We start from the raw sequence: 25,701 nt of genomic DNA, 5'->3' as shown, positions 1-25,701 counted from the left end.
GCGGCGATGACCACCGTGGACGCCTGGATCGTGCCCGACTGGCCGGCGCCGGCGCGCGTGCGCGCGCTGTCCACCACGCGCCATGGCGGCGTCAGCGCGGCACCGTATGGGCTCGCCGACGGCAGCGCGGGCGGCCTCAACCTCGGCACGCATGTGGGCGACGACGCCGCCGCCGTGGCGACCAACCGCGCCCGGCTGGCGGCGCGGTTGCCGGCCATGCCGCGCTGGCTCGATCAGGTCCATGGCTGCGCGGTGGCCACCGCCGACGATGGCGGCGATAGCGATCGCGACGGGAATGGCCCGGGTGCCGCGACGCCGCGGGCCGACGCCAGCATTGCCACTACCGCGGGACACGTCTGCGCGATCATGACCGCCGACTGCCTGCCCGTGCTGCTATGCGATACGGATGGCACCGTGGTGGGCGCTGCCCATGCTGGCTGGCGGGGCCTGTGCGCGGGTGTGATCGAGGCCACGCTGGCGCGCATGGCGGCACGCATGGCGGCACCCGTGGCAGGGCACCCGCGTGCCACGCCACAGTGGCTGGCCTGGCTCGGGCCGGCCATCGGCCCCGACGCCTTCGAGGTCGGCGCGGAGGTGCGCGAGGCCTTCCTCGATGCGGCCCGGCCCGGCGAACGCGAGGCCGTCGCGGCCGCCTTTCGCGCGGGTGCACCGGGCAAATATCTGGCCGATCTATATGCGCTTGCGCGTACCCGACTGGCCCGCGCAGGCTGCACGCAGGTCTATGGCGGCGATGCCTGCACGGTTGCCGATCGCGAACGGTTTTATTCTTATCGCCGGGACGGCGTGACCGGGCGCATGGCTACGCTGGTCTGGCTGGCGGACTGAACGGCGCGGGCGGGGCCTGCGCTCATGGCGCAGGCGGCCCATTGCCCGGCGCCTGATCGTTCTCCCGCGCTGCCATGGCTTCCAGCGCCTGGCGCCGGCGTCGCCGGCCCCGGGTGCCGAGGATATACAGCACGAGTGCCACCGGTCCCACCCCATAGGCGAAAAAAGTCAGCACACCGGCGACCACTGTCGTCTCGGTAATCGCCATCATCAAGGCGACGTACAGCCAGGCGACCGCAACGATATACATTGGTATTTAATCTCTATGTGATAGACGGTGGTGCTTCCGTCAGGTACGCCTCTTACAGGTAACGCCGTTCTGCAGAATTCCGCATTGACAGCGTCTCCATTGCAAGGCAACAATGCCTTCAATGTATCGGAACCGTCCAGGTTCTCGGGAAAAGCGCGCGCAGCAAGGCGATTTTCCTGCAGTGTTGCCGGCAAGCTTAGCGCACGCGCCCGTGGCGCGATGACACGATGAAATCGTCATCGCAACGAGGCAGCGCACCCGGATCAGGGTGGCGGGTCGGGAGACAGTTACCCGTATCCGCCGACCGTAGACAAGACGTAAAGCAACTCTAACGCGACGGCAGAGAGACGAATACATCATGGCGACCGGCAAAGGTGCGGCAGCTTCCACCCAGGAAGGCAAGTCCCAACCGTTTCAATTCATGCCGGGGCCATTCGATCCAGCAGCCTGGCTGGAATGGTCCCGTCAGTGGGCTCCCGAGATGAACGGCAAGATGCCGCCCGGCATGCAGGCGGGCGCGGCCTTCCCCGGTTCGTTCCCTGGCTCGTTCCCGGGCACCTTCCCCGGCGGCGAGGCATTCGCCAGGATGTTCCAGGGCGCCTTCGGCAACGGCACGCCAGCCGGCGGCGTCAAGATCGCCCCGTCCCAGCTGGCGCAGATCCAGCAACGCTACCTGCAGGATTTCAGCGAACTCTGGCGTGAAATGGGCCAGCAGGCCGCCGCACCGGGCGCCAATGGCGAGGGGACGCCACTCAACGACCGTCGTTTTGCCAGCGACGCCTGGCGTAACAACGCGCCATACCGCTACGCCGCCGCGTTCTACCTGCTGACCGCGCGTGCCATGACCGAACTGGCCGATGCGGTCGAGGCCGATGCCAAGACGCGCCAGCGCATCCGCTTCGCGGTGTCGCAATGGGTCGATGCGATGTCGCCGGCCAACTTCCTCGCGACCAATCCCGATGCCCAGCAGCGCCTGATCGAATCGGGCGGCGAATCGCTGCGTGTGGGCGTGCGCAATATGCTCGAGGACCTGACGCGCGGCAAGATCTCGCAGACCGACGAGGCCGCTTTCGAAGTCGGCCGCAACGTCGCCGTCAGTGAAGGCGCGGTGGTCTACGAGAACGAATTCTTCCAACTGCTCCAGTTCAAGCCGTTGACCGACAAGGTCTACGCGCGGCCGCTGCTGCTGGTGCCGCCGTGCATCAACAAGTACTACATCCTCGACCTGCAGCCCGAGAGCTCGCTGGTGCGGCACGCGGTGGAGCAGGGCCATACGGTGTTCCTGGTGTCGTGGCGCAACCCCGATGCGAGCATGGCCGAACGCACCTGGGACGACTACATCGAGCATGCGGCCATCCGCGCGATCGAGGTGGCACGCGATATCAGCGGCCAGGACCGCATCAACGTGCTCGGCTTCTGCGTGGGCGGCACCATCATCGCCACCGCGCTCGCCGTGCTGGCCGCGCGCGGCGAACGCCCGGCGGCCAGCCTGACGCTGCTGACCACGCTGCTCGATTTTTCCGATACCGGCATTCTCGACGTGTTCGTCGACGAAGCGCATGTGCAGTTGCGCGAGGCCACCATCGGCGGCGCGGCTGGCGCACCGTGCGCGCTGCTGCGCGGCGTGGAACTGGCCAATACGTTCTCGTTCCTGCGGCCCAACGACCTCGTGTGGAACTACGTGGTCGACAACTACCTCAAGGGCAAGACGCCGGTGCCGTTCGACCTGCTGTTCTGGAACGGCGACGCGACCAACCTGCCGGGACCGTGGTACTGCTGGTACCTGCGCCATACGTACCTGCAGAACGAGCTGAAGACGCCCGGCAAGCTGATCGTCTGCAACGCGCCGGTGGATCTCGGCGCGATCGACGTGCCCACGTATATCTACGGCTCGCGCGACGACCATATCGTGCCGTGGACTTCGGCGTATGCGTCCACCGCGCTGCTCGGCAACAAGCTGCGTTTCGTGCTCGGCGCGTCGGGCCATATCGCCGGCGTGATCAATCCGCCGGCAAAGAAGAAACGCAGCCACTGGACCAACGACGCGCTGCCGGGCTCCGCACAGGAGTGGCTGGCGGGCGCGCAGGAACATGCCGGCAGCTGGTGGCCGGACTGGGACAACTGGCTCGGCAAGCAGGCCGGGCCCAAGCGCGCGGCGCCCACCGCCTACGGCAACGCGCATTACAAGGCGATCGAGCCCGCGCCGGGCCGCTACGTCAAGACGAAGGCATGACTTGCGCGGGATCCCGGCGCTGGCCGGGCCCGCTTTTCGAACCGATCTTACCGATCTGCATATTTCATCGAGAGGATTTCAAATGACCGACATCGTCATCGTTTCCGCCGCCCGTACCGGCGTGGGCAAGTTCGGCGGCTCGCTGGCCAGGATTCCCGCACCGGAACTCGGCGCCATTGTGATCAAGGCCGCGCTGGAACGCGCCGGCGTCAAGCCGGACCAGGTCAGCGAAGTGATCATGGGCCAGGTGCTGACGGCGGGTTCGGGCCAGAACCCCGCGCGCCAGGCCTCGCGCAAGGCCGGCCTGCCCGACATGGTGCCGGCCATGACCATCAACAAGGTGTGCGGCTCCGGACTCAAGGCCGTGATGCTGGCCGCCAACGCCATCATCGCCGGCGAGGCCGAGATCGTGGTGGCCGGCGGCCAGGAGAACATGAGCGCCGCGCCGCACGTGCTGCCCGGCTCGCGCGACGGCTTCCGCATGGGCGACACCAAGCTGATCGATTCGATGATCGTGGACGGCCTGTGGGACGTCTATAACCAGTACCACATGGGGATTACCGCCGAGAACGTGGCCAAGGAATATGGCATCACGCGTGAGGCGCAGGACGAGTTCGCGGTGGGCTCGCAGAACAAGGCCGAAGCGGCCCAGAAAGCCGGCCGCTTCGACGAGGAAATCGTGCCGGTCATGATTCCGCAGCGCAAGGGTGACCCGGTCGCGTTCAAGACCGACGAATTCGTGCGCCAGGGCGCCACGCTCGACAGCATCGCGGGCCTCAAGCCGGCCTTCGACAAGTCGGGCACGGTCACGGCCGCCAATGCGTCGGGCATCAACGACGGCGCGGCCGCGGTCGTCGTGATGTCGGCCGCCAAGGCCCGGGAGCTGGGCCTGACGCCGCTGGCCACGATCAAGGCGTATGCCAATGCGGGTGTCGATCCGGCCGTGATGGGCATGGGCCCGGTGCCGGCTTCGCGCCGCTGCCTGTCCCGTGCGGGCTGGACCGTCGAGGACCTCGACCTGATGGAAATCAACGAGGCCTTTGCCGCGCAGGCGCTGGCCGTGCACCAGCAGATGGGCTGGGACCAGTCGAAGGTCAACGTCAACGGCGGCGCGATCGCGATCGGCCATCCGATCGGGGCCTCGGGCTGCCGCATCCTGGTGACGCTGCTGCATGAAATGAAGCGCCGCGACGCAAAGAAGGGACTGGCGTCGCTGTGCATCGGCGGCGGCATGGGCGTTGCGCTCGCAGTGGAGCGGTGAGGGGTAATGCCCGCGATGGCCGCGTCGGCCGGGCGGCATGCCGCCCGCGGGCAGCGATAACAAGCAGATAACGATCAATAAGAGAGCCAACTAGGAGCGACTATGACTCAGCGCATTGCATATGTGACCGGCGGTATGGGCGGCATCGGAACCGCGATCTGCCAGCGCCTGGCCCGGGATGGCTTCAAGGTGGTGGCCGGCTGCGGCCCCAACTCGCCGCGCCGCGAGAAGTGGCTCGAACAGCAACGCGCGCTCGGCTTCGAGTTCATCGCGTCGGAGGGCAACGTGGCGGACTGGGACTCGACCAAGGCCGCGTTCGACAAGGTAAAGGCCGAGGTGGGCGACGTCGACGTGCTGATCAACAACGCGGGCATTACGCGCGACGTGGTGTTCCGCAAGATGACGCGCGCCGACTGGGATGCGGTGATCGACACCAATCTGACGTCGCTGTTCAACGTCACCAAGCAGGTCATCGACGGCATGGCCGACCGCGGCTGGGGCCGCATCGTCAATATCTCGTCGGTGAACGGGCAGAAGGGCCAGTTCGGCCAGACCAACTACTCGACCGCCAAGGCCGGCCTGCATGGCTTTACCATGGCGCTCGCGCAGGAGATGGCCACCAAGGGCGTGACCGTCAACACCGTGTCGCCGGGCTATATCGCCACCGACATGGTCAAGGCGATTCGCCAGGACGTGCTCGACAAGATCGTGGCGACGATTCCGGTCAAGCGTCTGGGCCTGCCGGAGGAAATCGCCTCGATCTGCGCGTGGCTGTCGTCCGAGGAATCGGGCTTCTCGACCGGCGCCGACTTCTCGCTCAACGGCGGTTTGCACATGGGTTGAGGCCCGTGCCGACACCCGGGCGGCTGATACCCACGGGCGCTACCCCGGGCTGATACCCGGGGTTACCTCCTGGGTTGATGCCTGCGTCGATGCCTGGGTTGATACCGACAGGCCGACCGCGTTTGCGGCGGCGCAGCCAGCGCGGTGCACAAGCACCGCATGGCACGCATTCGCTTGCCCGTCTTCCGGGCGGGCCGCCCCGGAAGCCCGTCCGCAACGTGCGGATTCGCACGATTTGCTGCGGGTTTTCCTTAACTGTGCCGGCTTTCCATAGTGCTTTCTTGAGCATAGAATCAGAGCAGCGGCGCAACCGGCACCAAAACAAGGCGGAGCGCAGTCCAGTCGGGTCCAAGGTCCATCCCAACGTAATGCCTCTGCGTCATGCCGGTCGCATGCCCGCCCAGGCGGACGCCGTTGCGCACCGCATGCAGTGCGGTGCAGCAGCGGAAATCAGCGATGGCCGGCCACCCGGCATCAGCGACGACAAAGGATAGAGCACCGATGGCCACGACAAAGAAAGGCGCAGAGCGACTGATCAAGAAGTACCCCAATCGCCGGCTCTACGATACGCAGACCAGCACCTACATCACGCTTGCCGACGTCAAGCAGCTGGTCATGGATACCGAGGACTTCAAGGTGGTGGACGCCAAGTCCGGCGAGGAACTTACGCGCAGCATCCTGCTGCAGATCATCCTGGAAGAAGAAACCGGCGGCGTGCCGATGTTCTCGAGCGCGATGCTCTCGCAGATCATCCGTTTCTACGGTCACGCCATGCAGGGCATGATGGGGACCTATCTCGAGAAGAACATCCAGGCCTTCATCGATATCCAGAACAAGCTGGCCGAGAATTCCAAGGGCCTGTATTCGGGCGAGGCGTTCAGCCCGGACATGTGGTCGCAGTTCATGAACATGCAGGGCCCGATGATGCAGGGCATGATGAGCAACTACATCGAGCAGAGCAAGAACCTGTTCGTGCAGATGCAGGAGCAGATGCAGAATCAGGCCAAGAACATGTTCGGCAGCTTTCCGTTCAACCAGCCCGACAAGAAGTAACGCGCGCCCCGGCGTTGCGCCGACGACCGCGCCGGGCGCGCGCTGTCCGGGGCAACCGCCGGCGCTGACCGGCGCAGCTGGCTCGCAGCCAGCGCCAATGGGTAGGAACCGGGGCCAGCGGGGCCTTGGCGGGGCACATCGCTGCGCGGCCGGGAGTCACCCGCGACTTCGGGGTAAAATCGCGCACTTTCATGGCAACGGCGCCCGGCAGGCTCGCCGACAGGCCATAAGCCCAGCGCGGCGTCACCGGGGACGGTCCGACACGCGCACGCTTTCCCGATACCCCCGATACCCCAATACGCATAGCGCGGTGCCCCATGTCGTCTGAATCGAATCTGTCCTCCACGCCGAAAGTCGGCTTCGTCTCACTTGGCTGTCCCAAGGCCCTTGTGGATTCCGAGCAGATCATTACCCAGCTGCGCGCCGAGGGCTACGCGATCAGCGGCACCTACGACGGCGCGGACCTCGTGGTCGTCAATACCTGCGGCTTTATCGACGAGGCGGTGCAGGAGAGCCTCGACGCGATCGGCGAAGCGCTGACCGAGAACGGCAAGGTGATCGTGACGGGCTGCCTGGGCGCCAAGAAGGATGCGGCCGGGCACGACATCGTCTCGTCGGTCCATCCCAAGGTGCTGGCCGTGACTGGCCCCCATGCGCTGGGCGAGGTCATGCAGGCGGTGCACACGCACCTGCCCAAGCCGCACGACCCGTTTACCGATCTGGTGCCGGCGGCGGGCATCAAGCTGACGCCCAAGCACTATGCCTACCTGAAGATTTCCGAAGGCTGCAATCACCGCTGCTCGTTCTGCATCATTCCGTCGATGCGCGGCGACCTGGTATCGCGTCCGGTGGCCGAGGTCATGCTCGAGGCCGAGAACCTGTTCAAGGCCGGGGTCAAGGAACTGCTCGTGATCTCGCAGGATACGAGCGCCTATGGCGTCGACGTGAAATACCGCACCGGGTTCTGGAACGGCCGTCCGCTCAAGACGCGCATGACCGAGCTGGTGGCCGCGCTCGGCGAGCTGGCCGCGCAATACGGCGCGTGGGTGCGCCTGCACTACGTCTACCCGTACCCGCATGTGGACGAGATCATCCCGCTGATGAACCAGGGCCATGTGCTGCCGTACCTCGACGTGCCGCTGCAGCATGCGCACCCCGACGTGCTGCGCCGCATGAAGCGGCCGGCCAACGCAGAGAAGACCATGGACCGCATTCGCGCCTGGCGCGAGGTGTGCCCGGATCTGACCATCCGCAGCACGTTTATCGCCGGCTTTCCGGGGGAGACCGAGGCCGAGTTCCAGACGCTGCTCGACTTTATCGCCGAGGCCGAACTCGACCGTGTGGGCTGCTTCGCCTATTCGCCGGTGGACGGCGCCACCGCCAACGACCTGCCCGGCGCGCTGCCCGACGAGGTGCGCGAGGAGCGCCGCGCGCGCTTCATGGAAGTGGCCGAGGAGGTGTCGGCGCGCCGGCTGCAACGCAAGGTCGGCCAGACCCTGCGCGTGCTGATCGACGACGTCAACCAGGACGGCGGCATCGGCCGCTCGTCGGCGGACGCGCCCGAGATCGATGGGCTGGTCTATGTCGACCCCGCCGCCACGCCTGCCCAGCGCTACCGCGTGGGCGATTTCGTGTCGGTGAAGATCACCGGCGCCGATGGTCACGACCTGTGGGGCGAGGTGCAATAAGCGCTGGCCCGAATGGCCGTCCGCCACGCACGGCCATCTTAAGAATCCCACGAACTTGTAGGACGATTAGGTAAAAGTACGGTCGTTCGCTGCCGCCCGCCGGGACTATACTGTGCACCGCAACATCAATCATGGAGACAGACATGACGCGTGAAGTGGTGGTGGTAAGCGGCGTTCGGACCGCGATCGGGACCTTTGGCGGCAGCCTCAAGGACATGGCGCCGACCGAGCTCGGCGCGCTGGTGGTGCGCGAGGCGCTGGCCCGCGCGCAGGTAAGCGGCGACGATGTGGGCCACGTGGTATTCGGCAACGTGATCCATACCGAGCCCAAGGATATGTACCTGGCACGCGTGGCGGCGGTGGAGGGGGGCGTGTCGATTCATACCCCGGCGCTGACGCTGAACCGGCTGTGTGGCTCGGGCCTGCAGGCGATCGTCAGCGCGGCGCAGTCGATCCTGCTCGGCGACGCCGAGGTCGCCATCGGGGGCGGCGCGGAGAGCATGAGCCGCGCGCCGTACCTGGCGCCGGCGGCGCGCTGGGGGGCGCGCATGGGCGATGCCAAGCTGCTCGACATGATGCTGGGCGCGCTGCACGACCCGTTCCACAATATCCATATGGGCGTGACCGCCGAGAACGTCGCCAAAGAGCACGATATCTCGCGCGGCCAGCAGGACGAAACCGCGCTGGAGTCGCACCGCCGGGCATCGGCTGCCATTCGCGCCGGCTATTTCAAGGACCAGATCGTTCCGGTCACGCTCAAGACGCGCAAGGGCGAGGTGGTGTTCGATACCGACGAGCACGTGCGTCACGATGCGACCATCGAGGACATGACCCGACTCAAGCCGGTCTTCGTGCGCGAAAACGGCACCGTCACGGCCGGCAATGCGTCGGGCCTCAACGATGCCGCCGCCGCCGTGGTGCTGATGGAGCGTGCCGAGGCGGAGCGCCGCGGGCTCAGGCCGCTGGCGCGCCTGGTGTCGTATGGCCATGCCGGCGTCGATCCCAGGACCATGGGCATCGGTCCGGTGCCGGCCACGCGCATGGCGCTCGAGCGGGCCGGCCTGTCGGTCCGGGATCTGGACGTGATCGAGGCCAACGAGGCGTTTGCCGCGCAGGCGTGCGCCGTGACCAAGGTGCTTGGCCTCGATCCGGCCAAGGTCAATCCGAACGGGTCCGGGATCTCGCTGGGCCATCCGATTGGCGCCACGGGCGCGCTGATTACCGTCAAGGCCGTGCACGAACTGCAACGGATCCAGGGCCGCCATGCGCTGGTGACGATGTGCATCGGGGGTGGCCAGGGTATCGCCGCGATCTTCGAGCGGATCTGACGGTACACTGGCGGCGCATTCCTTTTCTGCGAGGTTGATCGTGTTGCGCCTGTCTCCGACCCTGCCGCGTCTTGCCGCCGCCATGGCCACTCTGGCCACCCTGGCCGCCCTGGGGGCGTTCGGGTTACCGCAAGCCCACGCAGCCGATGGCACCACGCTCTCGACCGGCAACGGCGGAGCGCTCGGCATCAACGAAGCGATCCGTGCCGGGGAGGCCAGGCGCGGCAGCGCGCTGTCGAGCGGCCCGGTGGGGCCGCTCGCGCCCCGGCCCGAGTACGCGCAACTGCCGGTCTATGTGGGCACGGTCGGCGACAAGCCGGTCAGGCTCCGCATCGGCCGCAAGACCGATACGCGCGACAGCCTGCAGGGCGAATACACGCGCGGCGATGCCAAGGGCGTGCGCCTGCTTTCCGGCGAGTGGGACAACGGCAGCTTCCTGATGGAGGAGTCCGACGACGGCACGCGCGTATCGGGCAACTGGGAAGGGCAGATCGACAACCAGGGGGTGGTGCGCGGCACCTGGACCGACGCGTTCGATCCCGCCATCGTGCTCCCGTTCATGATCCGGCCTCAGTTTGGACCGGGTGGACCGGGCGGTCCCGTCGTGGGTGGCGGGCCGGTCGTGGGCGGCGGACCCGCGATCGTTGGCCATGGCGGCCATGGTGGCCACGGCGGACATGGCGGACATGGCGGTCCGGGCGGCTACGGCTACCTCGTGATACCTCCCTTCGACATGCGGCCCTCGAGCGGTGTCACCTACGCGCCGCCGGCGCCGCCGAGGTCCTCGATCTCGGGATATTGAAGCCACGTTCCGGCGTCGGCGCGAGCCCCATTGCTATGGGTGCGTGGGCGCGGATAGTGTGGACAGCCCGGCATTTGCTGGTAAGCTCGGACGATCTTCCGTTTATCGTCATCGGTGCAAGTGGTTCGATCACTTGCGCCCGATTGCAAGGAATATCACCGTGTCCGATCACGCCAACAGCAATAGCACTTCCAGGCCCGCGGCCGCGCTTCCGCAGGATGCGCCGGCGCAGCGCCCGCATTATCTGCAGACCGTCGCCGTGCAGCCCGCGCTCGATATCGCGCCGGGCTTTGCCTCGTTCTCGCACGCCACCTATCGGGGTTCCACCGTGGTGTTCCGCAACCTCGAGGAGTTGCGCGCCTATGGCGATCCCACCAAGACCTACTGGCGCTACGGCCTGCACGCCACGCCGACGAGCGAAGCGCTGTGCCAGCACCTTGCGCTGATCGAGGGCGGCAAGCAGACGCTGCTGCTGCCGTCGGGCATGGGCGCGATTTCACTGGTGGACTTTGCGCTGCTCAAGAGCGGCGACGATGTGCTGATTCCCGATAACGTCTACGGCCCCAACCGCGACCATGCCGAATGGCTGGCGCGCGACTATGGCATTTCGGTGCGTTATTACCATCCCATGATCGGCGCCGGCATCGCGTCGATGATCCAGTCCAACACCAGACTGATCTGGCTGGAAGCGCCAGGCTCGGTGACGATGGAGGTGCCCGATGTGGAGGGCATCGTCGCGGCCGCGCGCGCGCGCGGCGTGGTGACCGCGATCGACAATACGTGGTCGGCGGGCGTGTATTTCCAGCCGTTCGACAAGGGCATCGATATTTCGGTACAGGCCTTGACCAAATACCAGTCGGGCGGCAGCGACGTGCTGATGGGCGCCGTCATCACGCGCGACGCCGAACTGCACGACCGGCTGCGCCGCACGCGCATGGTGATGGGATGGGGCGTATCGGCCGACGACTGCTTCCTGGTGCTGCGTGGGCTGCAGAGCCTGCCGGTGCGGCTGGCCGCGCATGACCGGGCCGCGCGCGAGATCGCCGAATGGCTGATGCAACGGCCGGAGGTCACGCGCGTGCTGCATCCCGCCTTGCCGGAATGTCCTGGCCATACCGAATGGCGGCGCGACTTCACCGGCGCGAGCGGACTATTCTCGATCATCCTGCATGACCGCTACTCGCGCGCGCAGGTCGACGCCTTTGTCGAGGCGCTGCGGCTGTTTGCGATCGGCTGGTCGTGGGGCGGTGCGCATAGCCTTGCCGTGCCGTATCACGTGCAGACCATGCGCGCGTCGGGCACCTGGCCGCCCGCGGGCTGGGAGCATGCCGGCGAACTGGTGCGGCTCTATATCGGGCTTGAGGATACGCGCGACCTGATCGCCGATCTCAAGCAGGCGCTGGAAGCCACGCTGGCCTGATACGGCTGGCTTGAATGGCGCCGGGGATAACGCCAGGGATAGCGCCAGGGATAGCGCCAGGGATAGCGCCAGGGATAGCGCTAGGGATAGCGCTAGGGGTAACGCCAGGGATAACGCCGGGTGCCAGTTCGTCCCGCGGTGCCCCTGGTTCGTCCCGTGGAGTCCCTAGTTCGTCCCGAACGTCGCCTGGGACGCTTTGCCGTGCATCGCGGGCGACGCGCCCTCGGCGTTGCTGCCGGCGGCGCTGCCCGCCTCACCGCCTGCGCGACTGGCGGTGGCACTCGCGGTGGCACTGGCCGCAGCCGATGCGCGCTGCGCCGTCCGCAGCGCCCACACCGATTCGGCAGGGCCGCCACGGGCGCGCCGTTGCGTGGCGCGCGCCAGCGCCACATATCCCACCGCCAGCGCGATTGCGCCGAGATCGAAGCCGGCCACGGCCCAGTGGCCGCCGAGCGCGGCGGCAAACAGGTTGTCGCCGGTCAGGATGGCATTGGAGAGCGGCACCGTAAGCGAGGCAAGCGCGGCCGCATAGAGCAGTTCGATCGCGGCGCGGACCGGCGGCCGCACCAGCGCCCAGCCGATGGCCGCAAAAAACACGGGCCAGTACACAAGGCTGACGGCGCGCTCGGGCCACAACAGCGCGGCCGGAAAGCACAGCGCCACGCCGATGCAGCAGCCGATGCATACGCCAACCGTGGCCTGCGCCAGCAGGCGGTGCACACGCGGCTGGTCCGCCTGGCGCGTCTTGCGGCGCGATTCGATCCACAGCAGATTGCCCGAGTAGAACAGGAAGGCCCCGGCCAGGCCCGCGAGCAGATAGACCAGGCGCACCGCAAGATCGCCATAGCTGCCGTAGTGCAATGCGTACAGCGCGCTGTAGAGCGCATGGTTGCCATCGCGTGCGCCCGGCGTCTGATTGGCGATCAACTGGCCTGCATCGGGTTCGCCGGCGGCGGCATGGATGCCGATGGCGCCGGCGTTGCCCAGCGCACGCGCGCTGTCGCCACGTACTTCCACCACCGCGTTGGCGTCGCCATAGCGCTGGTAGCGAATCGCCTCGGGCGTGAAATGCGCGCCACCGTGGGCGCGGGCGATGCGCAGCAATTCCGCGGCAGGCAGCGTGGGTGCCGGCCGGTTGGCGGCGATCACCTCGGGCGCGGCGCCGATCACGCCCGGAATGCGCTCCATCAGCTTGCCGTCGAAGGTCAGCAGGTTGAGCACCGTTACCAGCAGCATCGACAGGCAGAACAGCGCGCCGGTGACCGCGAAGATCAGATGGAAGGGCAGGCTGAACAGGCCGATCACGTTGTGCGCGTCCATCCAGAAGCGCTTGAGGTTGCGGCCCGGCCGCACCGCGAACAGGTCCCTGCGCAGCCGCGGCAGATGCAGCAGCACGCCCGAGACCAGGGCCAGGCCGTAGAGCACCGAGATCGCGCCCATGAAGTACATGCCGCCGGTATCGAGTCCGAGCGAGTAGTGCAGGGCGTTGAGGAAGGCCGATAGCTCGCCGGTCACACCGTCGAGCGAGATTTGTTGCTGCGCGGCCGCATCGCCATCGAGACGTGCGCCGTTGATATGGTGCCAGGCTCCGGCGGCGTCCTGCCAATAAGCATTGAAGTCCGGCTCTTCCTTGCTCGGCAGTCCGACGTAGACGCTGTTGGCGGCATCGGGATGCACCGCCACCAGCTTTTGCACGAAGGCGTCCACCTCGGGGCCCGCCACCTCGGGGTCTGCCATCCCCACTGCGGCGGCATGGCGGCCGACGAGGCGATCGGGGTTCTGCCAGACGTGGATCTCGTGGTGGAACACCGTGATGGCGCCGGCAAAGAAGGCGATGAACAGCGCCCAGCCGGCCATCAGGCCGACCCAGGTATGCAGCGTCTGGTAGCGGCGAAGGGTATTGGGTGTCATGACGCGGTCCTCACGATCCAAGCGACGCGGGCGCCAGCGCGGGCGGCATTGCCTGCCATGCGCGCAGCGCCCACAGGATGCCGAAGCAGGCCAGGTTGGCGGCGGCCAGCCAGAGCCATGCGGCGCGACTACTGCCAAACAGCAGGCTGAGGCTGATGATGGCCACCCATACCGGCAGGCACAACAGGATGGCGACCACGAGGCCGCGTTCCCAGCCGCCCGGTAACCACAGGATGGCGAGCGTGCATAGCGCCAGTGCGAGCGGCAGGCCCAGCAGCGCGCCGGCGAGCCATTTGGTACCGATCATGTGCAGCTCCGGGGGGTGAGGGAGTTGTCGGCGCGGTTGTCGGCGCTGTTGTCGGCGCTGTCCTCGGCGCTGTCGTCGGCACTATCGCCGGCACTATCTTCGTCGCTGTCGGCGACATTCTTGTGGTCGCTAGCCCCCCTGCTGCCGCGAGGGTGGCGGGCGCCGCGGCGCTGGTGCGCCCAGGTGCCGAGAAACGGCCACAGCGACAGGCTGCAGGTCAGCGTGACGAGCGCGGCGGCAATGGCCACGCCCCAGCTTTCGGCCACGCTCATGATCCATGCGGAGGCGACGGTGAGCGCCAGCCCGAGCCAGCCGAGCACGCGCGGCGCCAGCGGCAGGCGCGCGGGGGGAATCAGTACCTGGTTTGGCGCCGCCAGATACAGGCAGGCGGCAGCGACGAGGCCAAGCAGGACGGCAATGCCTTGCATGAACATCCGGTCATTCGTCAGTAACGGAAGTTCGAATAATAATGATTCGCATTTGATTTCACAAGAAAATCAATGGAATACGACACATTTGTAATAAAGCGCGCCCCCGAGGGCGACGCTTGCGGGGCTCAGTGCGGAAACAGCTCCAGCAGGCCATCGAGGCCCACATGGTTGAATGCCACGCTCGCCTGAGCGCGCACGATCGGCTTGGCGCGGAACGCGACCGACAGGCCCGCGATGGCCATCATCTTGAGGTCGTTGGAGCCATCGCCCATCACGATGGCCTGCGCCGGGTCGGCGCCGATGCGCGCACAGGCTTCCTGCACGGTCCGTGCCTTGACGTCCGCGTTGACGATCTCGCCGACCACGTTGCCGGTCAGCTTGCCATCGACGATCTCGAGCGTATTGGCGCGTGTGAAATCGAGCTTCAGGCGTGGCTTGAGCTGCTCGGTGAAATGGATAAACCCACCCGACACCAGCAGCGTGCGCAGGCCCAGCGCCTGCACGCCCGCGAGCATGCGCTCGGCGCCCGGCGAGAGGCGCAGGCGCTCGGCATAGACGCGGTCCAGCACGGAGGCGTCGAGGCCCTTGAGCAGCGCCACGCGCCGGCGCAGGCTTTCGTTGAAATCGGTGATCTCGCCGCGCATGGCGGCTTCGGTAATGGCGGAAACCTCGGCCTTGAGGCCGCAGAAATCGGCGATCTCGTCGATGCACTCGATCGTGATCAGCGTCGAGTCCATATCCATGGCCACCAGGCGGAAGTCCGACAGGCGACGTCCGGACGGCACCACGGCCCAGTCGATCGCGCGCGGCATGCAGTACGCATCGAGTGCTTCGTGCAGCGCCGGCGACAGCGGCGCACAGGTCTCGGCCTCGGCCACGGTGGCCGAGCGCGGCACCAGCGCGGAGGCGCCGGCAAGCGGGCGAATGGCGTCGAGATCGGCGGTGGACAGCGGGCTGAGGCTCTGCAGAATCAGGGGCATGGCGGGGACTTCGCGGGAGGGGCGTCGAATCGAAGGCGCTATTGTAGCGGCAGCGGGGCGCCGCATCGTCGCGGCGCCCAGGCCCTTCACGACATCCGCAGGCTGTCCACCACCTTGTGCAGGAAGCGCTCGCAGGCTTCGAGCTGGTCGAGTGCGACAAACTCGTCCGGCTTGTGCGCGTGCTCGATATCGCCCGGGCCGCACACCACGGTGGGAATGCCCGCGCGCTGGAACAGGCCGGCCTCGGTGGCGTAGGCCACCTTGTTGATATTGCGGTCGGCGGTGAGCGCGCGCACCAGTTGCGTGATGGCCTCCTGCTCGGCCGCATCGAGCGCGGGCGCGGTGGCCAGCTCGGTGATCACGAGGTCCGCGTCGGCATGCTCGGCGCGCATGCGCGGCAGGAGCACATCGCCGGCATAGGCCTGGATGCGCGCGATGATCGGCCTGGGATCGACGCCCGGCAGATTGCGGAATTCGAACATGAACTCGCACAACGCAGGGATCGTGTTGATGGCGATGCCGCCGTTGATGGTGCCGGTCGAGGCCGTGGTGAACGGCACGTCGAAAGCCTGGTCGTACGGGCCGTTGGCCTTGAGCTCGTCGGCGATATCGCGGATGAAGCAGATCAGCCGCGCCGCGTACTCGATGGCATTGACGCCGCGCGGGGTCAGCGACGAATGCGCGGCGTGTCCCTTGACGCAGCAGCGGTACGCGTTGATGCCCTTGTGCGCGACGATGGTGCGCATGCTGGTCGGCTCGCCGACGATGCAGCCGGCGGGACGCACGCCGCGCTCGCGCAACTCGGCCAGCATATAGGGCGCGCCCATGCAGCCGACCTCCTCGTCGAACGACAGCGCGTAGTGCACCGGCTCGCGCAGCCGCGCGTCCAGCACGGTGGGCAGCAGCGCCAGGCTGGTGCCGATAAAGCCTTTCATGTCGCAGGTGCCGCGTCCGTACAGCTTGCCATCGCGAATCACGGGCTGGAACGGATCGCTGGTCCAGTGTTGCCCGTCGACCGGCACCACGTCGGTATGGCCCGACAGCACGATGCCGCCATCGGTGGCGCCATCGGCGGCCGGCACCGTCACGAACAGATTGGCCTTGTTGCCCTGCGGGTTGTAGCTCAGATGCGGCTTGAGGCCACGGGCCAGGAAGTGGTCGCGCACGGCCTCGATCAGGCCGAGGTTGGAGTGGCGCGAGGTGGTGTCGAACGACACCAGGCGCTGCGTCCAGTGCAGCGCGCTACCGCGCGCGTCGTCCGGGGCGGCGCGGGACGAAGATGGCATCGAAGGCGAGGGGGCGGCTGGAGAGTCTGCGTGCATGGCGCGGTCTGCCTGTTGGCGTCGGAGGTAAGGGTTCGGGGTGTAATCGGTACGGGTGTAATCGGTTCGTGTGCGGTTGGTGTGCAAATTCTAGGCCAGCTGGCGCAGCGTCTGCTTGATGGTCTGCGCGCGCACCGCCACGTCCGGCATCTTGGCCTCGATACGCAGCTTATCCTGCCCGGCCAGCTTGATATGCCGGTTCTTTTGCACGAGGTCGATGATGCGAATCGCGTCGATCGGCGGGTTGGGCACGAACTGCACGCTGATGCTCGCCTCGCCGGCGTCGATCTTGCGCACGCCGAGCGGCGCCGCGGCAATGCGCAGGCGGTGCGTTTCCACCAGCGCCTGGGCCTGGGCGGGCAGCCGGCCGAAGCGGTCGATCAGTTCTTCCTGGATATCGTCGACGCGCTCGGCGGTCTCGCAGTTGGCCAGGCGCTTGTAGAGCGACAGGCGCTCGTGCACATCCGCGCAATAGTCGTTGGGCAGCAGCGCCGGGGTGCCGAGGTTGATCTCGGTGGTCGCGGCCAGCGGCGCCATCAGGTCGGGCTCCTTGCCCGCCTTGAGCGCCTTGACGGCCGCGTTGAGCATGTCCGTGTAGAGCTGGAAGCCGATCTCGTGGATCTCGCCGGACTGCTTGTCGCCGAGCACCTCGCCCGCGCCGCGGATTTCCAGGTCGTGCATCGCCAGGTAGAAGCCCGAGCCCAGTTCCTCCATCTGCTGGATGGCCTCCAGCCGGCGCTGCGCCTGCTTGGTCAGGCCGTCGACATCGTGCACCAGCAGATAGGCATAGGCCTGGTGGTGCGAACGGCCCACGCGGCCGCGCAACTGGTGGAGCTGCGCCAGGCCGAACTTGTCGGCGCGATGGATCAGGATGGTGTTGGCGGTCGGCACGTCGATGCCGGTCTCGATGATCGTGGTGCACAGCAGGATATTGTCGCGGCGCGAGACAAAGTCGCGCATCACGCGTTCCAGCTCGCGCTCGTGCATCTGCCCGTGCGCCACCGCGATGCGCGCCTCGGGCACCAGCTCGGCCAGGCGCGCACGCTTGTTCTCGATGGTCTCCACCTCGTTGTGGAGGAAGTAGACCTGGCCGCCGCGCTTGAGCTCGCGCAGGATGGCCTCGCGGATCACGCCATCTTCCTCGCGCCGCACGAAGGTCTTGATCGCCAGCCGCTTCTGCGGCGCGGTGGCGATCACCGAGAAGTCGCGCAGGCCTTCGAGCGCCATGCCGAGCGTACGCGGGATGGGGGTCGCGGTCAGCGTCAGCACGTCGACCTCCGCGCGCAGCGTCTTCAGCGCTTCTTTCTGCCGCACGCCGAAGCGGTGTTCTTCGTCGATGATCACCAGCCCCAGCCGCTGGAACTTGACCTCGTCGGAGAGCAGCTTGTGGGTGCCGATCACGATATCGACACTGCCTTCGTTGATCTGGCGGATGGCGGCGTCGATCTCCTTCTTCGTCTTGAAGCGCGACAGCTCGACGATACGCACCGGCCATTCGGCAAAGCGGTCGGAGAGCGTCTGGAAATGCTGCTCGGCGAGCAGCGTGGTGGGTGCCAGCATGGCCACCTGCTTGCCGCCCAGCACGGCCACGAAGGCCGCGCGCAGTGCCACCTCGGTCTTGCCGAAGCCGACGTCGCCGCACACCAGCCGGTCCATCGGCTTGCCCGAGGTCATATCGGCGATCACGGCGGCGATGGCGGCGGCCTGGTCCGGGGTTTCCTCAAAGCCGAAGCTTTCGGCAAAGGCCTCGTAGTCCTTGGGCGAGAGCGGAAACGCAAAGCCCTCGCGCGCGGCGCGGCGCGCATACAGGTTGAGCAGCTCGGCCGCGGTATCGCGGATCTGCTGTGCGGCCCGGCGCTTGGCCTTGTCCCACTGGCCCGAGCCGAGGTGATGGAGCGGGGCGGTCTCGGGATCGGCGCCCGAATAGCGCGAGATCACGTGCAGCTGGTGCACCGGTACGTACAGCTTGGCACCCTTGTCGTAGTCGAGGTGCAGGAATTCCTCGTCGCCATTGCCCATGTCGAGCGTGACCAGACCCTGGTAGCGACCGATGCCGTGCTCGCTATGGACCACCGGATCGCCGATCTTGAGCTCGGCGAGGTCGCGCACCATCGAATCGACGGCGCTGGCCTGCTCCTGCTTGCGGCGGCCGGCGCGGCGCGCGGTGCCGGCATAGAGCTCGGCCTCGGTGACGAAGGCAAGCGCGCCTGCCGGCAGTGCGAAGCCGCTCTGCAGCGGCGCCACCGCGATCGAGAAATGCGCGTCGCCGGCGAGGAACGCGGCAAAGTCCTCCACCGGCTGGGGGCGCAGCCCGCTTTCGGCAAACATCTGCAGCAGCGTTTCGCGGCGGCCGGCCGAGTCCGCGCACATCAGCACGCGCCTGGTCTTGTTCAGCAGCAGCGCTTCGAGGTTGACGAGCGGGTCGTCGGCCCGGCGGTTGACCGAGACATCGGGTAGCGCGGTGGCGAACGCAGGCGTCTCGGCCGGTGGCGCGTCGTGCGGCAACACCAGGCGCGCGAGCGGCTTGGCGCCGATAAAGAACTGCTCCTCGGACAGGAACAGTTGCGCGGGCGGCAGCAGCGGCCGTTCGCGGTCATGCCGCATGAAGGTGTAGCGCTGTGTGGTATCGGCCCAGAAACGGCGGATCGCTTCGTCGACATTGCCGGCAAATGCGAGCTGCGTACCCGCGGGCAGATAGTCGAACACGGTGGCGCTGGCCTCGAAGAACAGCGGCAGGTAGTACTCGATACCGGCCGACGGCACGCCGTTGCCGATGTCCTTGTAAATCGGCGATTTGGTCGGATCGCCTTCGAACACCTCGCGCCAGCGGCCGCGAAAGGCGGTACGCGCGGCCTCGTCGAGCGGAAACTCGCGGCCCGGCAGCAGCCGCACTTCCTTGACCGGATAGAGGCTGCGCTGCGAATCGGGGTCGAAGGCCCGGATGGTCTCGATCTCGTCGCCGAACAGGTCGATCCGGTACGGCAGCGCCGAGCCCATCGGGTAGAGGTCGATCAGGCCGCCGCGCACGCTGTATTCGCCGGGCCGCATCACCGCGCTCACATGCTCGTAGCCGGCCAGCGTGAACTGCGCGCGCAGCGCGGCCTCGTCGAGCCGTTCGCCCTGCTTGAAGAAGAAAGTATAGGCCGCCAGGAACGATGGCGGCGCCAGGCGGTACAGCGCGGTGGATGCGGGCACCAGCATGATGTCGCACTGGCCGCCCTGGATATCGTGCAGCGTGGCCAGACGTTCCGAGACCAGGTCCTGGTGCGGCGAGAAACTGTCGTACGGCAGGGTTTCCCAGTCGGGCAGCAGGCGCACGCGCAGCTCGGGCGCGAACCACGGGATTTCTTCCGCCAGCCGCTGCGCGTCGGTGGCATTGGCACAGACCACCGCGAGCATCGGCACCTGCGCGCGATGCGCACGCATGTAGGCGGCCACCAGCAGCGCATCGGACGAGCCGGTCAGGCCGGGCATGACATGGCGCTGGCCGGGTTTGACCAGCGGCAGTTGGAGGAACGGCAGGCGGTGAAGCGAAAGCGGATCGTTGGTGTCAGGCATTGGCAACGGGACGATACGAAACGACGACACCCCGCCGGCAGTGCTGGGGGCAGTGCGGGTGGGGCGGTCGGAGCAACAGGCGCAAACCGGCGCAAACCGGCGCAACCGGGGCAGGCGGAAGGGCGCGCCTGGACGCCAACATGGCGGCAAGCAAGGGCCGTATTATAGAATGCGGACCGGCCGCCTTGCCGGCCGCTCAACGATCTTGACATTCCAGCCTGACCGTCGGTCTTGACAGACATTCCCATAACGTTTCCCGCCCTGGTGCTGCCGCCGTGCCCGATCGTCGCTTTGCCCTGATTCCCTGTGCCGGTACCGGCAGCCGCGCCGGCGGCAGCGTGCCCAAGCAATACCAGACCGTGGCCGGCCGCCCGATGATCTGGCATGCGCTGGCGGCGTTTTCCGCCTGCGATGCGATCGCCGCCACCGCGCTGGTGCTGGCGCCCGACGACATGCCGCTGGAATCGCGCTTCGGCGCGGCCATGTTTGCCGGCCTGCGCTTCGATACCGCCTTCGTGGGCGGCGACAGCCGTCATGCCTCGGTGCTGGCCGGGCTGCATCACCTGGCCCAGGTGGGCGCCACCGACAGCGACTGGGTACTTGTGCACGATGCCGCGCGGCCCGGGCTGACGCCCGCCATGATCCATACGCTGGTGCGCGCGGTGGAGGCCGATGGCGACGACGATCCGGACGCTGCCATCGGCGGCATCCTGGCGGTGCCGGTGCCCGATACGCTCAAGCGCGCGGAGGCCGGCACGCGCATCGGTGCCACGGTGTCGCGCGAGGGCCTGTGGCAGGCGCAGACGCCGCAGATGTTCCGCGTCGGGGTCCTGCGCCAGGCGCTGCAGGACGCAATGGCAGCCGGCGCCGTGGTCACCGACGAAGCCAGCGCGATCGAACGGCTCGGCCTGCATCCGCGCCTCGTCAACGGCTCGCTGCGCAATTTCAAGGTGACGTATCCCGAAGACTTCGCGCTCGCCGAGGTGCTGTTGACCGCGGCGCGCCAGTAACGTCCGGACGCGCGGCGGCGCGTTGCACACGGACAATCACGCACGATTCAAACAAGGAGTCGCATTGAATCCATTCGATATCCGCGTCGGTCAGGGTTATGACGTCCACGCGCTCGTGCCGGGCCGCAAGCTGATTCTCGGCGGCGTGGACATTCCCCATGATCGCGGGCTGCTCGGCCATTCCGATGCCGACGCGTTGCTGCACGCCGTGACCGACGCGCTGTTCGGCGCCGCCGGACTGGGCGATATCGGCCGTCATTTTCCCGATACCGATCCCGATTTCAAGGGCGCGGACAGCCGCCTGCTGCTGCGCGAATGCGCGTTGCGCGTGCGCGCGGCCGGCTACGAGATCGGCAATGTCGACGCCACCGTGATCGCGCAGCAACCGAAGCTCGCGCCGCATATCGCCGGCATGGTGAAGAACCTCGCCGAGGATCTCGGCATCGACGTCACGCGTTGCAACGTCAAGGCCAAGACCAACGAGAAGCTGGGCTTCGAGGGCAAGCAGGAAGGCATCGTGGCACAGGCCGCCGTGCTGATCTGGCGGCGCGGCGGAGACGCGCAGGACTGAGGTGGCGACCGATGCGGGACTGACGGCGGGGATTGTCGGCGGGTACTGTCGGCGGGTACTGTCGGCAGGCCCGCGCGGGGACGGCGCCGCGCTGGACCGCGCTTACAGGCCCGGCGCTGGCGACGGCGCCGGATTGTCCTCGGGCCCGATCGCGTAGGTGTAGTCGACCAGCCGCGCCATGGCGCCGGTACGCGCGCCAGCTTCGGTGCGTTTGGTAAAGCCCATATGCTCGCACAGCCGTTTGGCCGCATCCATTTCCGGCATGGTGCGGACCACCAGCGTGCTGGCGCCGATATCGCGAGCACGCTGGATGCAGATCTGCATCAGCGTATGACCGAGGCCAAGGCCGCGCGCCTGCGGCCCCACCGACAACAGCCGCGCCTCGGGCTGCGTCAGCGTGATGGTGCTGCCGTCGAGGGCAGGCAGCGTGGCGCCCGGATGGCAGAACAGCACGGCGCCGCTGATGCCGTGGTCGCTTTCGGCGACCCACCATTCCATGTCGGGATTGTCCTTGGCGGCGAGTACGGATTGCATGCCGCGCTGGAAGGACGCGCGGCAATCTTCCATGATCTCCAGCTCGTACTGGCCATAGGCCTGCTGTGTGACCGCGGCAATGTCGCCCCAGTCGTGCGCCGCCGCCAGGCGATAGCGAAAGCGGGGCGAGGTATGTGACGGCAGGGTGCTCATGGTGACGATGAAGTTGCAGTCATGGGTGGATTGTAGGCCCATCGACACACAAATGCAGCGGTGGCGAACCCTGCCTTGGTCGTGACACAACAGCGGATACGTTCGCATGTCGCGTGCCAAATGCAAACGCGCGCCAGGGCGCGCGTGTTGCTTAAGGCTCGGTGTGCCGCAGGGTCTGTCGCGTGTCCTGCAAATTCCGCGGCGGCATCACGGTCCGCATGCTGCCGCCCGCGACCTCACGCCGCGCGGTGGCATTGACGTTCATTGCGCGGCAATCACGTTGGCAGCGGCGCCGATCACCGCGGCAATGCGACCGACGTCGCGCAACTGTTGCGCCGTCATGCCCTGTTCATTCTTGAGCAGCTGGTAGTGCGACTTCACGCAGAAGTGGCACTTGCCGACGATCGACGCGGCCAGCGCGTACATCTCGAAGCGGCGCTTGTCCACACCACCATGGGTGGCGTACGCATTCATGCGCAGGCCGGCCGGCTGGCTCGCCAGGTCGGGATCGTCCGCCATCTCGATATACGGATACCAGACGTTGTTCATGCCCATCAGCGCGGCGGCGGTCAGGGCGGCATTGGTTTCCTCGGGCGACAGCACGTTCGCATTGCGAATGGCGTCGACGATCACGCGGCTTTGCGCGGCAAACGCTGCGGCCAGCGCCACGCCCACGGCGTCGTTGCCTTCCAGCGACGAGCGCGCGATGGTGCCGTCGAGGTTCAGGCGGATGTCCTTGGCGTAATCGGGGATCAGGTTCTTAATCGTACCGAGAAATTCCATTTATTTCTCCTATCGAAAAGGGCTCAAAAAACCCGCATCGAGCGGGCTTCGGCGCGCGCGGAGGCAAAGCCTCCAACGCGCGCTGACCTGGCCGCGGCAGTTCTGCCCGCGGCATCCAGGCTACGGCAATTACAGCGTTGCGCCGCCCACGGCACGGTTGCACGGGCACAGTTCGTCCGTTTGCAGACCGTCGAGGATACGCAGGACTTCGTCCGGGCTACGGCCGACGTTCAGGTTGTTCACCGACACGTGCTGGATCACGTTGTCCGGATCGACGATAAAGGTCGCGCGCAGCGCAACGCCGGCAGCCTGGTCACGCACGCCCAGCTGGTCGACCAGCGAGCCGGTCACGTCGGCGAATTGCCACTGGTCCAGCTTGTTCAGGTCCTTGTGTTCGCGGCGCCATGCCAGCTTCACGAATTCGTTGTCGGTCGAGCCGCCCAGCACGATCGCGTCGCGGTCGGCGAAATCGCCGTTCAGCTTGGCGAAGGCCACGATTTCGGTCGGGCACACGAAGGTGAAGTCCTTCGGGTAGAAGTAAATGATCTTCCACTTGCCTTCGAACGACTTTTCGGTGATGTCTTCGAAAGCCGATTGGCCGTTTTCTTCGTGGTTGTTGAAACCAGGCTTGACACCAACGACGTGGAAGGCTTCGATCTTGTCACCAACGGTCTTCATAAGACTTCTCCTGAGATGCGGTTGAAGAGAGACAGGCAAATCGCGGACGACACACGGACGACACACAGATTACACAGGGACAACACACAGGCACGGCCTCAACGGCCACGCCCATCCCATGCATCCCAAGCAGCGGGTGCACCGGGCGCGTTGCCCGCGATTTGCAACAAGGATCAATTATGCGCAACAGCATCGTGCCGGGCCAATTGATAATCTCAAACGGCCCGATAGGTGCTGTCATGGGCAGCCGTCACGACGATGTCACGCCATCACGGCAGGGGCAGGAACGGACAGTATGCCACGCCCGCGCGCCGGCGGCAGGCAAGCCGGGCGTGCGGGCGGGTGGAGGCGGCGGGCAAGACCTCGGCGGGCGCTGAGTGCGCTCAGGCCGCCTGCAAGGCCTCGGCCTGCCGGCGCGTGCGGAAGATCACCAGCGTCGCCACCAGGCCGCATGCGGCGGCAAACATCAGCCACAGGCCCGGCGCGGCCTTGTTGCCGGTGCTGTGGATCAGGTAGGTCGAGATGGCCGGGGTGAAGCCGCCGAACAGCGCCGTGGCCAGGCTGTACGCGAGCGAGAAGCCGGCCGTGCGCACCGCGGGCGGCATCACTTCGGTCAGCGCCACCACCATCGCGCCGTTATAGCTGCCGTACAGGAACGACAGCCACAGTTCCACCGCGAGCAGGCGGCCGAACGATGGTTCCGCCACCAGCCACGATACCGCGGGATAGGCGGTAAGCAGCGTCAGCACGGTAAAGACGACCAGCAGCGGCTTGCGGCCGACGCGATCGGAGAGCGCGCCCATGACCGGCAGCCAGATGAAGTTGGACAGGCCGACGCACATCGTCACGACCAGGTTGTCCACTTCGTCGAGCTTGAGCACGGTCTTGCCGAAGGTCGGCGTATAGGCGGTGATCATGTAGAACGACACGGTCGTCATCACCACCATCAGGCAGCCGGCGACGATGATGCGCCAGTTGTCGAGCATCGAGCGATAGATCTCGCGCACGGCCGGACGATGGCGACGGGCGCGGAAGGCCTCGGTTTCCTCGAGCGAACGACGGATGATGAACAGGAACGGCACGATCAGGCAGCCGATCAGGAACGGCACGCGCCAGCCCCAGGCGTCCATCTCCGCGGGTGCGAGCGTGGCGTGCAGGACCACGCCGAGCAGGCCGGCAAAGATCACCGCCACCTGCTGGCTGGCCGATTGCCACGCCACATAGAAGCCCTTCCTGCCGGGCGTGGCGATCTCGGACAGATAGACCGAGACGCCGCCGAGCTCGACGCCGGCGGAGAAGCCCTGCAGCAGACGGCCGGCCAGCACCAGCAGCGGCGCCGCCACGCCGATCGAGGCGTAGCCGGGGACCAGCGCGATCAGCAGCGTGCCGATCGCCATCATGATCAACGTGAGAATCAGGCCCTTGCGGCGGCCATGGCGGTCGATATACGCGCCAAGCACGATGGCGCCGAGCGGTCGCATCAGGAAGCCCGCGCCGAAGGTGGCAAGCGAGAGCATCAGCGACGCGAAGTCGTTGCCGCTCGGAAAGAACGTGCGGGCAATGGCGGCGGCATAGAAGCCGTACACCATGAAGTCGTACATTTCGAGGAAATTGCCGCTGACGACGCGGAACACCGTGCGGAATCCGTGCTGGGCGGCGGGGGAGGTGGAGCTGGACATGGCTGTCTCTCGGACGCCACCGGTGGAGTCCGGCAGCATGTTGTGATGCCGGCCAGTGTG

At 66.9% G+C, this 25,701-nt stretch carries 22 protein-coding genes; 11 read left to right on the top strand and 11 right to left on the bottom strand.

Translation table 11 applies throughout. From position 1 onward, the window contains the following. Positions 1-6: 6 nt before the first annotated feature. Entirely contained in the window at positions 7-846 is an 840-nt protein-coding gene (pgeF, locus tag DFLDMN_RS04715) for a peptidoglycan editing factor PgeF (RefSeq protein WP_423198317.1), read from the top strand. Between the two features lie 22 nt (positions 847-868). Here pgeF and DFLDMN_RS04710 read toward each other — a convergent pair whose 3' ends face one another. Beyond that, on the bottom strand, positions 869-1,096 hold the full coding sequence (locus DFLDMN_RS04710; RefSeq protein ID WP_423197332.1) for a hypothetical protein: 228 nt from the start codon (positions 1,094-1,096) through the stop codon (positions 869-871). 358 nt (positions 1,097-1,454) lie between these two features. Between DFLDMN_RS04710 and phaC the strand changes: the two genes are divergently transcribed. The 8 genes from phaC (at position 1,455) to DFLDMN_RS04670 (ending at position 11,724) form a co-directional block, all read left to right on the top strand. Next, entirely contained in the window at positions 1,455-3,329 is a 1,875-nt protein-coding gene (phaC, locus tag DFLDMN_RS04705) for a class I poly(R)-hydroxyalkanoic acid synthase (protein WP_423197331.1), read from the top strand. Between the two features lie 82 nt (positions 3,330-3,411). Then, the gene (locus tag DFLDMN_RS04700) at positions 3,412-4,590 is read left to right on the top strand and encodes an acetyl-CoA C-acetyltransferase (RefSeq protein WP_423197330.1); all 1,179 of its coding nucleotides are present in this window, start codon (positions 3,412-3,414) and stop codon (positions 4,588-4,590) included. Positions 4,591-4,692: 102 nt separating this feature from the next. Then, entirely contained in the window at positions 4,693-5,433 is a 741-nt protein-coding gene (locus DFLDMN_RS04695) for a 3-ketoacyl-ACP reductase (RefSeq protein WP_423197329.1), read from the top strand. A gap of 501 nt (positions 5,434-5,934) precedes the next feature. Further along, entirely contained in the window at positions 5,935-6,486 is a 552-nt protein-coding gene (gene phaR / locus DFLDMN_RS04690) for a polyhydroxyalkanoate synthesis repressor PhaR (protein WP_423197328.1), read from the top strand. Positions 6,487-6,803: 317 nt separating this feature from the next. Further along, the gene (rimO, locus tag DFLDMN_RS04685) at positions 6,804-8,174 is read left to right on the top strand and encodes a 30S ribosomal protein S12 methylthiotransferase RimO (protein ID WP_423197327.1); all 1,371 of its coding nucleotides are present in this window, start codon (positions 6,804-6,806) and stop codon (positions 8,172-8,174) included. Between the two features lie 143 nt (positions 8,175-8,317). Then, complete coding sequence (gene bktB / locus DFLDMN_RS04680) at positions 8,318-9,502, top strand: beta-ketothiolase BktB (RefSeq protein WP_423197326.1); 1,185 nt, start codon at positions 8,318-8,320, stop codon at positions 9,500-9,502. Positions 9,503-9,542: 40 nt separating this feature from the next. Continuing rightward, positions 9,543-10,304, top strand: a complete 762-nt coding sequence (locus DFLDMN_RS04675) for a hypothetical protein (RefSeq protein ID WP_423197325.1) — start codon at positions 9,543-9,545, stop codon at positions 10,302-10,304. A 244-nt stretch (positions 10,305-10,548) separates the two neighbouring features. Further along, positions 10,549-11,724 (top strand): cystathionine beta-lyase, encoded by a 1,176-nt coding sequence (locus DFLDMN_RS04670; protein WP_423198316.1) that lies wholly within the window; start codon positions 10,549-10,551, stop codon positions 11,722-11,724. A gap of 165 nt (positions 11,725-11,889) precedes the next feature. Here DFLDMN_RS04670 and DFLDMN_RS04665 read toward each other — a convergent pair whose 3' ends face one another. The 6 genes from DFLDMN_RS04665 to mfd form a co-directional block, all read right to left on the bottom strand. Then, positions 11,890-13,635 carry a PepSY-associated TM helix domain-containing protein gene (locus DFLDMN_RS04665; RefSeq protein ID WP_423197324.1) on the bottom strand — a complete coding sequence of 582 codons (1,746 nt, stop codon included), beginning with the start codon at positions 13,633-13,635 and terminating at the stop codon, positions 11,890-11,892. A gap of 10 nt (positions 13,636-13,645) precedes the next feature. Beyond that, positions 13,646-13,942: a hypothetical protein gene (locus tag DFLDMN_RS04660; RefSeq protein ID WP_423197323.1), complete on the bottom strand. Its 297-nt coding sequence runs from the start codon at positions 13,940-13,942 to the stop codon at positions 13,646-13,648. Beyond that, on the bottom strand, positions 13,939-14,370 hold the full coding sequence (locus tag DFLDMN_RS04655; RefSeq protein ID WP_423197322.1) for a hypothetical protein: 432 nt from the start codon (positions 14,368-14,370) through the stop codon (positions 13,939-13,941). Before DFLDMN_RS04655 ends, DFLDMN_RS04660 begins: the two co-directional genes overlap by 4 nt. A gap of 128 nt (positions 14,371-14,498) precedes the next feature. Continuing rightward, entirely contained in the window at positions 14,499-15,353 is an 855-nt protein-coding gene (gene serB, locus DFLDMN_RS04650) for a phosphoserine phosphatase SerB (protein WP_423197321.1), read from the bottom strand. An 86-nt stretch (positions 15,354-15,439) separates the two neighbouring features. Beyond that, positions 15,440-16,639 (bottom strand): acetylornithine deacetylase, encoded by a 1,200-nt coding sequence (argE, locus tag DFLDMN_RS04645; protein WP_423197320.1) that lies wholly within the window; start codon positions 16,637-16,639, stop codon positions 15,440-15,442. Between the two features lie 126 nt (positions 16,640-16,765). Next, complete coding sequence (mfd, locus tag DFLDMN_RS04640; RefSeq protein ID WP_423197319.1) at positions 16,766-20,233, bottom strand: transcription-repair coupling factor; 3,468 nt, start codon at positions 20,231-20,233, stop codon at positions 16,766-16,768. 275 nt (positions 20,234-20,508) lie between these two features. Between mfd and ispD the strand changes: the two genes are divergently transcribed. Together ispD and ispF are read left to right on the top strand one after the other, a co-directional pair. Continuing rightward, on the top strand, positions 20,509-21,243 hold the full coding sequence (gene ispD / locus DFLDMN_RS04635) for a 2-C-methyl-D-erythritol 4-phosphate cytidylyltransferase (protein WP_423197318.1): 735 nt from the start codon (positions 20,509-20,511) through the stop codon (positions 21,241-21,243). A gap of 64 nt (positions 21,244-21,307) precedes the next feature. Then, positions 21,308-21,814 carry a 2-C-methyl-D-erythritol 2,4-cyclodiphosphate synthase gene (gene ispF, locus DFLDMN_RS04630; RefSeq protein WP_423197317.1) on the top strand — a complete coding sequence of 169 codons (507 nt, stop codon included), beginning with the start codon at positions 21,308-21,310 and terminating at the stop codon, positions 21,812-21,814. 102 nt (positions 21,815-21,916) lie between these two features. Here ispF and DFLDMN_RS04625 read toward each other — a convergent pair whose 3' ends face one another. The 4 genes from DFLDMN_RS04625 to DFLDMN_RS04610 all read right to left on the bottom strand — a co-directional run bounded on the left by DFLDMN_RS04625 (position 21,917) and on the right by DFLDMN_RS04610 (position 25,641). Next, positions 21,917-22,501, bottom strand: a complete 585-nt coding sequence (locus DFLDMN_RS04625; RefSeq protein WP_423198315.1) for a GNAT family N-acetyltransferase — start codon at positions 22,499-22,501, stop codon at positions 21,917-21,919. A gap of 261 nt (positions 22,502-22,762) precedes the next feature. Continuing rightward, entirely contained in the window at positions 22,763-23,284 is a 522-nt protein-coding gene (locus tag DFLDMN_RS04620; protein WP_423197316.1) for a carboxymuconolactone decarboxylase family protein, read from the bottom strand. Positions 23,285-23,413: 129 nt separating this feature from the next. Beyond that, positions 23,414-23,962, bottom strand: a complete 549-nt coding sequence (locus DFLDMN_RS04615) for a peroxiredoxin (protein ID WP_423197315.1) — start codon at positions 23,960-23,962, stop codon at positions 23,414-23,416. A 383-nt stretch (positions 23,963-24,345) separates the two neighbouring features. Beyond that, positions 24,346-25,641 carry an MFS transporter gene (locus DFLDMN_RS04610; RefSeq protein ID WP_423197314.1) on the bottom strand — a complete coding sequence of 432 codons (1,296 nt, stop codon included), beginning with the start codon at positions 25,639-25,641 and terminating at the stop codon, positions 24,346-24,348. Positions 25,642-25,701 lie beyond the last annotated feature (60 nt).

Source organism: Cupriavidus sp. H19C3, assembly GCF_049393815.1.
Classification (GTDB): domain Bacteria; phylum Pseudomonadota; class Gammaproteobacteria; order Burkholderiales; family Burkholderiaceae; genus Cupriavidus.
This window is presented reverse-complemented; position numbering and strand designations above follow the sequence as displayed.

Bases quoted from the DNA above. Each gene is read 5' to 3' on its own strand.
- pgeF (WP_423198317.1), top strand. From the start codon at position 7: ATGACCACCGTGGACGCCTGGATCGTGCCCGACTGGCCGGCGCCGGCG.
- DFLDMN_RS04710 (WP_423197332.1), bottom strand. From the start codon at position 1,096: ATGTATATCGTTGCGGTCGCCTGGCTGTACGTCGCCTTGATGATGGCG.
- phaC (WP_423197331.1), top strand. From the start codon at position 1,455: ATGGCGACCGGCAAAGGTGCGGCAGCTTCCACCCAGGAAGGCAAGTCC.
- DFLDMN_RS04700 (WP_423197330.1), top strand. From the start codon at position 3,412: ATGACCGACATCGTCATCGTTTCCGCCGCCCGTACCGGCGTGGGCAAG.
- DFLDMN_RS04695 (WP_423197329.1), top strand. From the start codon at position 4,693: ATGACTCAGCGCATTGCATATGTGACCGGCGGTATGGGCGGCATCGGA.
- phaR (WP_423197328.1), top strand. From the start codon at position 5,935: ATGGCCACGACAAAGAAAGGCGCAGAGCGACTGATCAAGAAGTACCCC.
- rimO (WP_423197327.1), top strand. From the start codon at position 6,804: ATGTCGTCTGAATCGAATCTGTCCTCCACGCCGAAAGTCGGCTTCGTC.
- bktB (WP_423197326.1), top strand. From the start codon at position 8,318: ATGACGCGTGAAGTGGTGGTGGTAAGCGGCGTTCGGACCGCGATCGGG.
- DFLDMN_RS04665 (WP_423197324.1), bottom strand. From the start codon at position 13,635: ATGACACCCAATACCCTTCGCCGCTACCAGACGCTGCATACCTGGGTC.
- DFLDMN_RS04660 (WP_423197323.1), bottom strand. From the start codon at position 13,942: ATGATCGGTACCAAATGGCTCGCCGGCGCGCTGCTGGGCCTGCCGCTC.
- DFLDMN_RS04655 (WP_423197322.1), bottom strand. From the start codon at position 14,370: ATGCAAGGCATTGCCGTCCTGCTTGGCCTCGTCGCTGCCGCCTGCCTG.
- serB (WP_423197321.1), bottom strand. From the start codon at position 15,353: ATGCCCCTGATTCTGCAGAGCCTCAGCCCGCTGTCCACCGCCGATCTC.
- argE (WP_423197320.1), bottom strand. From the start codon at position 16,639: ATGCCATCTTCGTCCCGCGCCGCCCCGGACGACGCGCGCGGTAGCGCG.
- mfd (WP_423197319.1), bottom strand. From the start codon at position 20,233: ATGCCTGACACCAACGATCCGCTTTCGCTTCACCGCCTGCCGTTCCTC.
- DFLDMN_RS04625 (WP_423198315.1), bottom strand. From the start codon at position 22,501: ATGAGCACCCTGCCGTCACATACCTCGCCCCGCTTTCGCTATCGCCTG.
- DFLDMN_RS04620 (WP_423197316.1), bottom strand. From the start codon at position 23,284: ATGGAATTTCTCGGTACGATTAAGAACCTGATCCCCGATTACGCCAAG.
- DFLDMN_RS04615 (WP_423197315.1), bottom strand. From the start codon at position 23,962: ATGAAGACCGTTGGTGACAAGATCGAAGCCTTCCACGTCGTTGGTGTC.
- DFLDMN_RS04610 (WP_423197314.1), bottom strand. From the start codon at position 25,641: ATGTCCAGCTCCACCTCCCCCGCCGCCCAGCACGGATTCCGCACGGTG.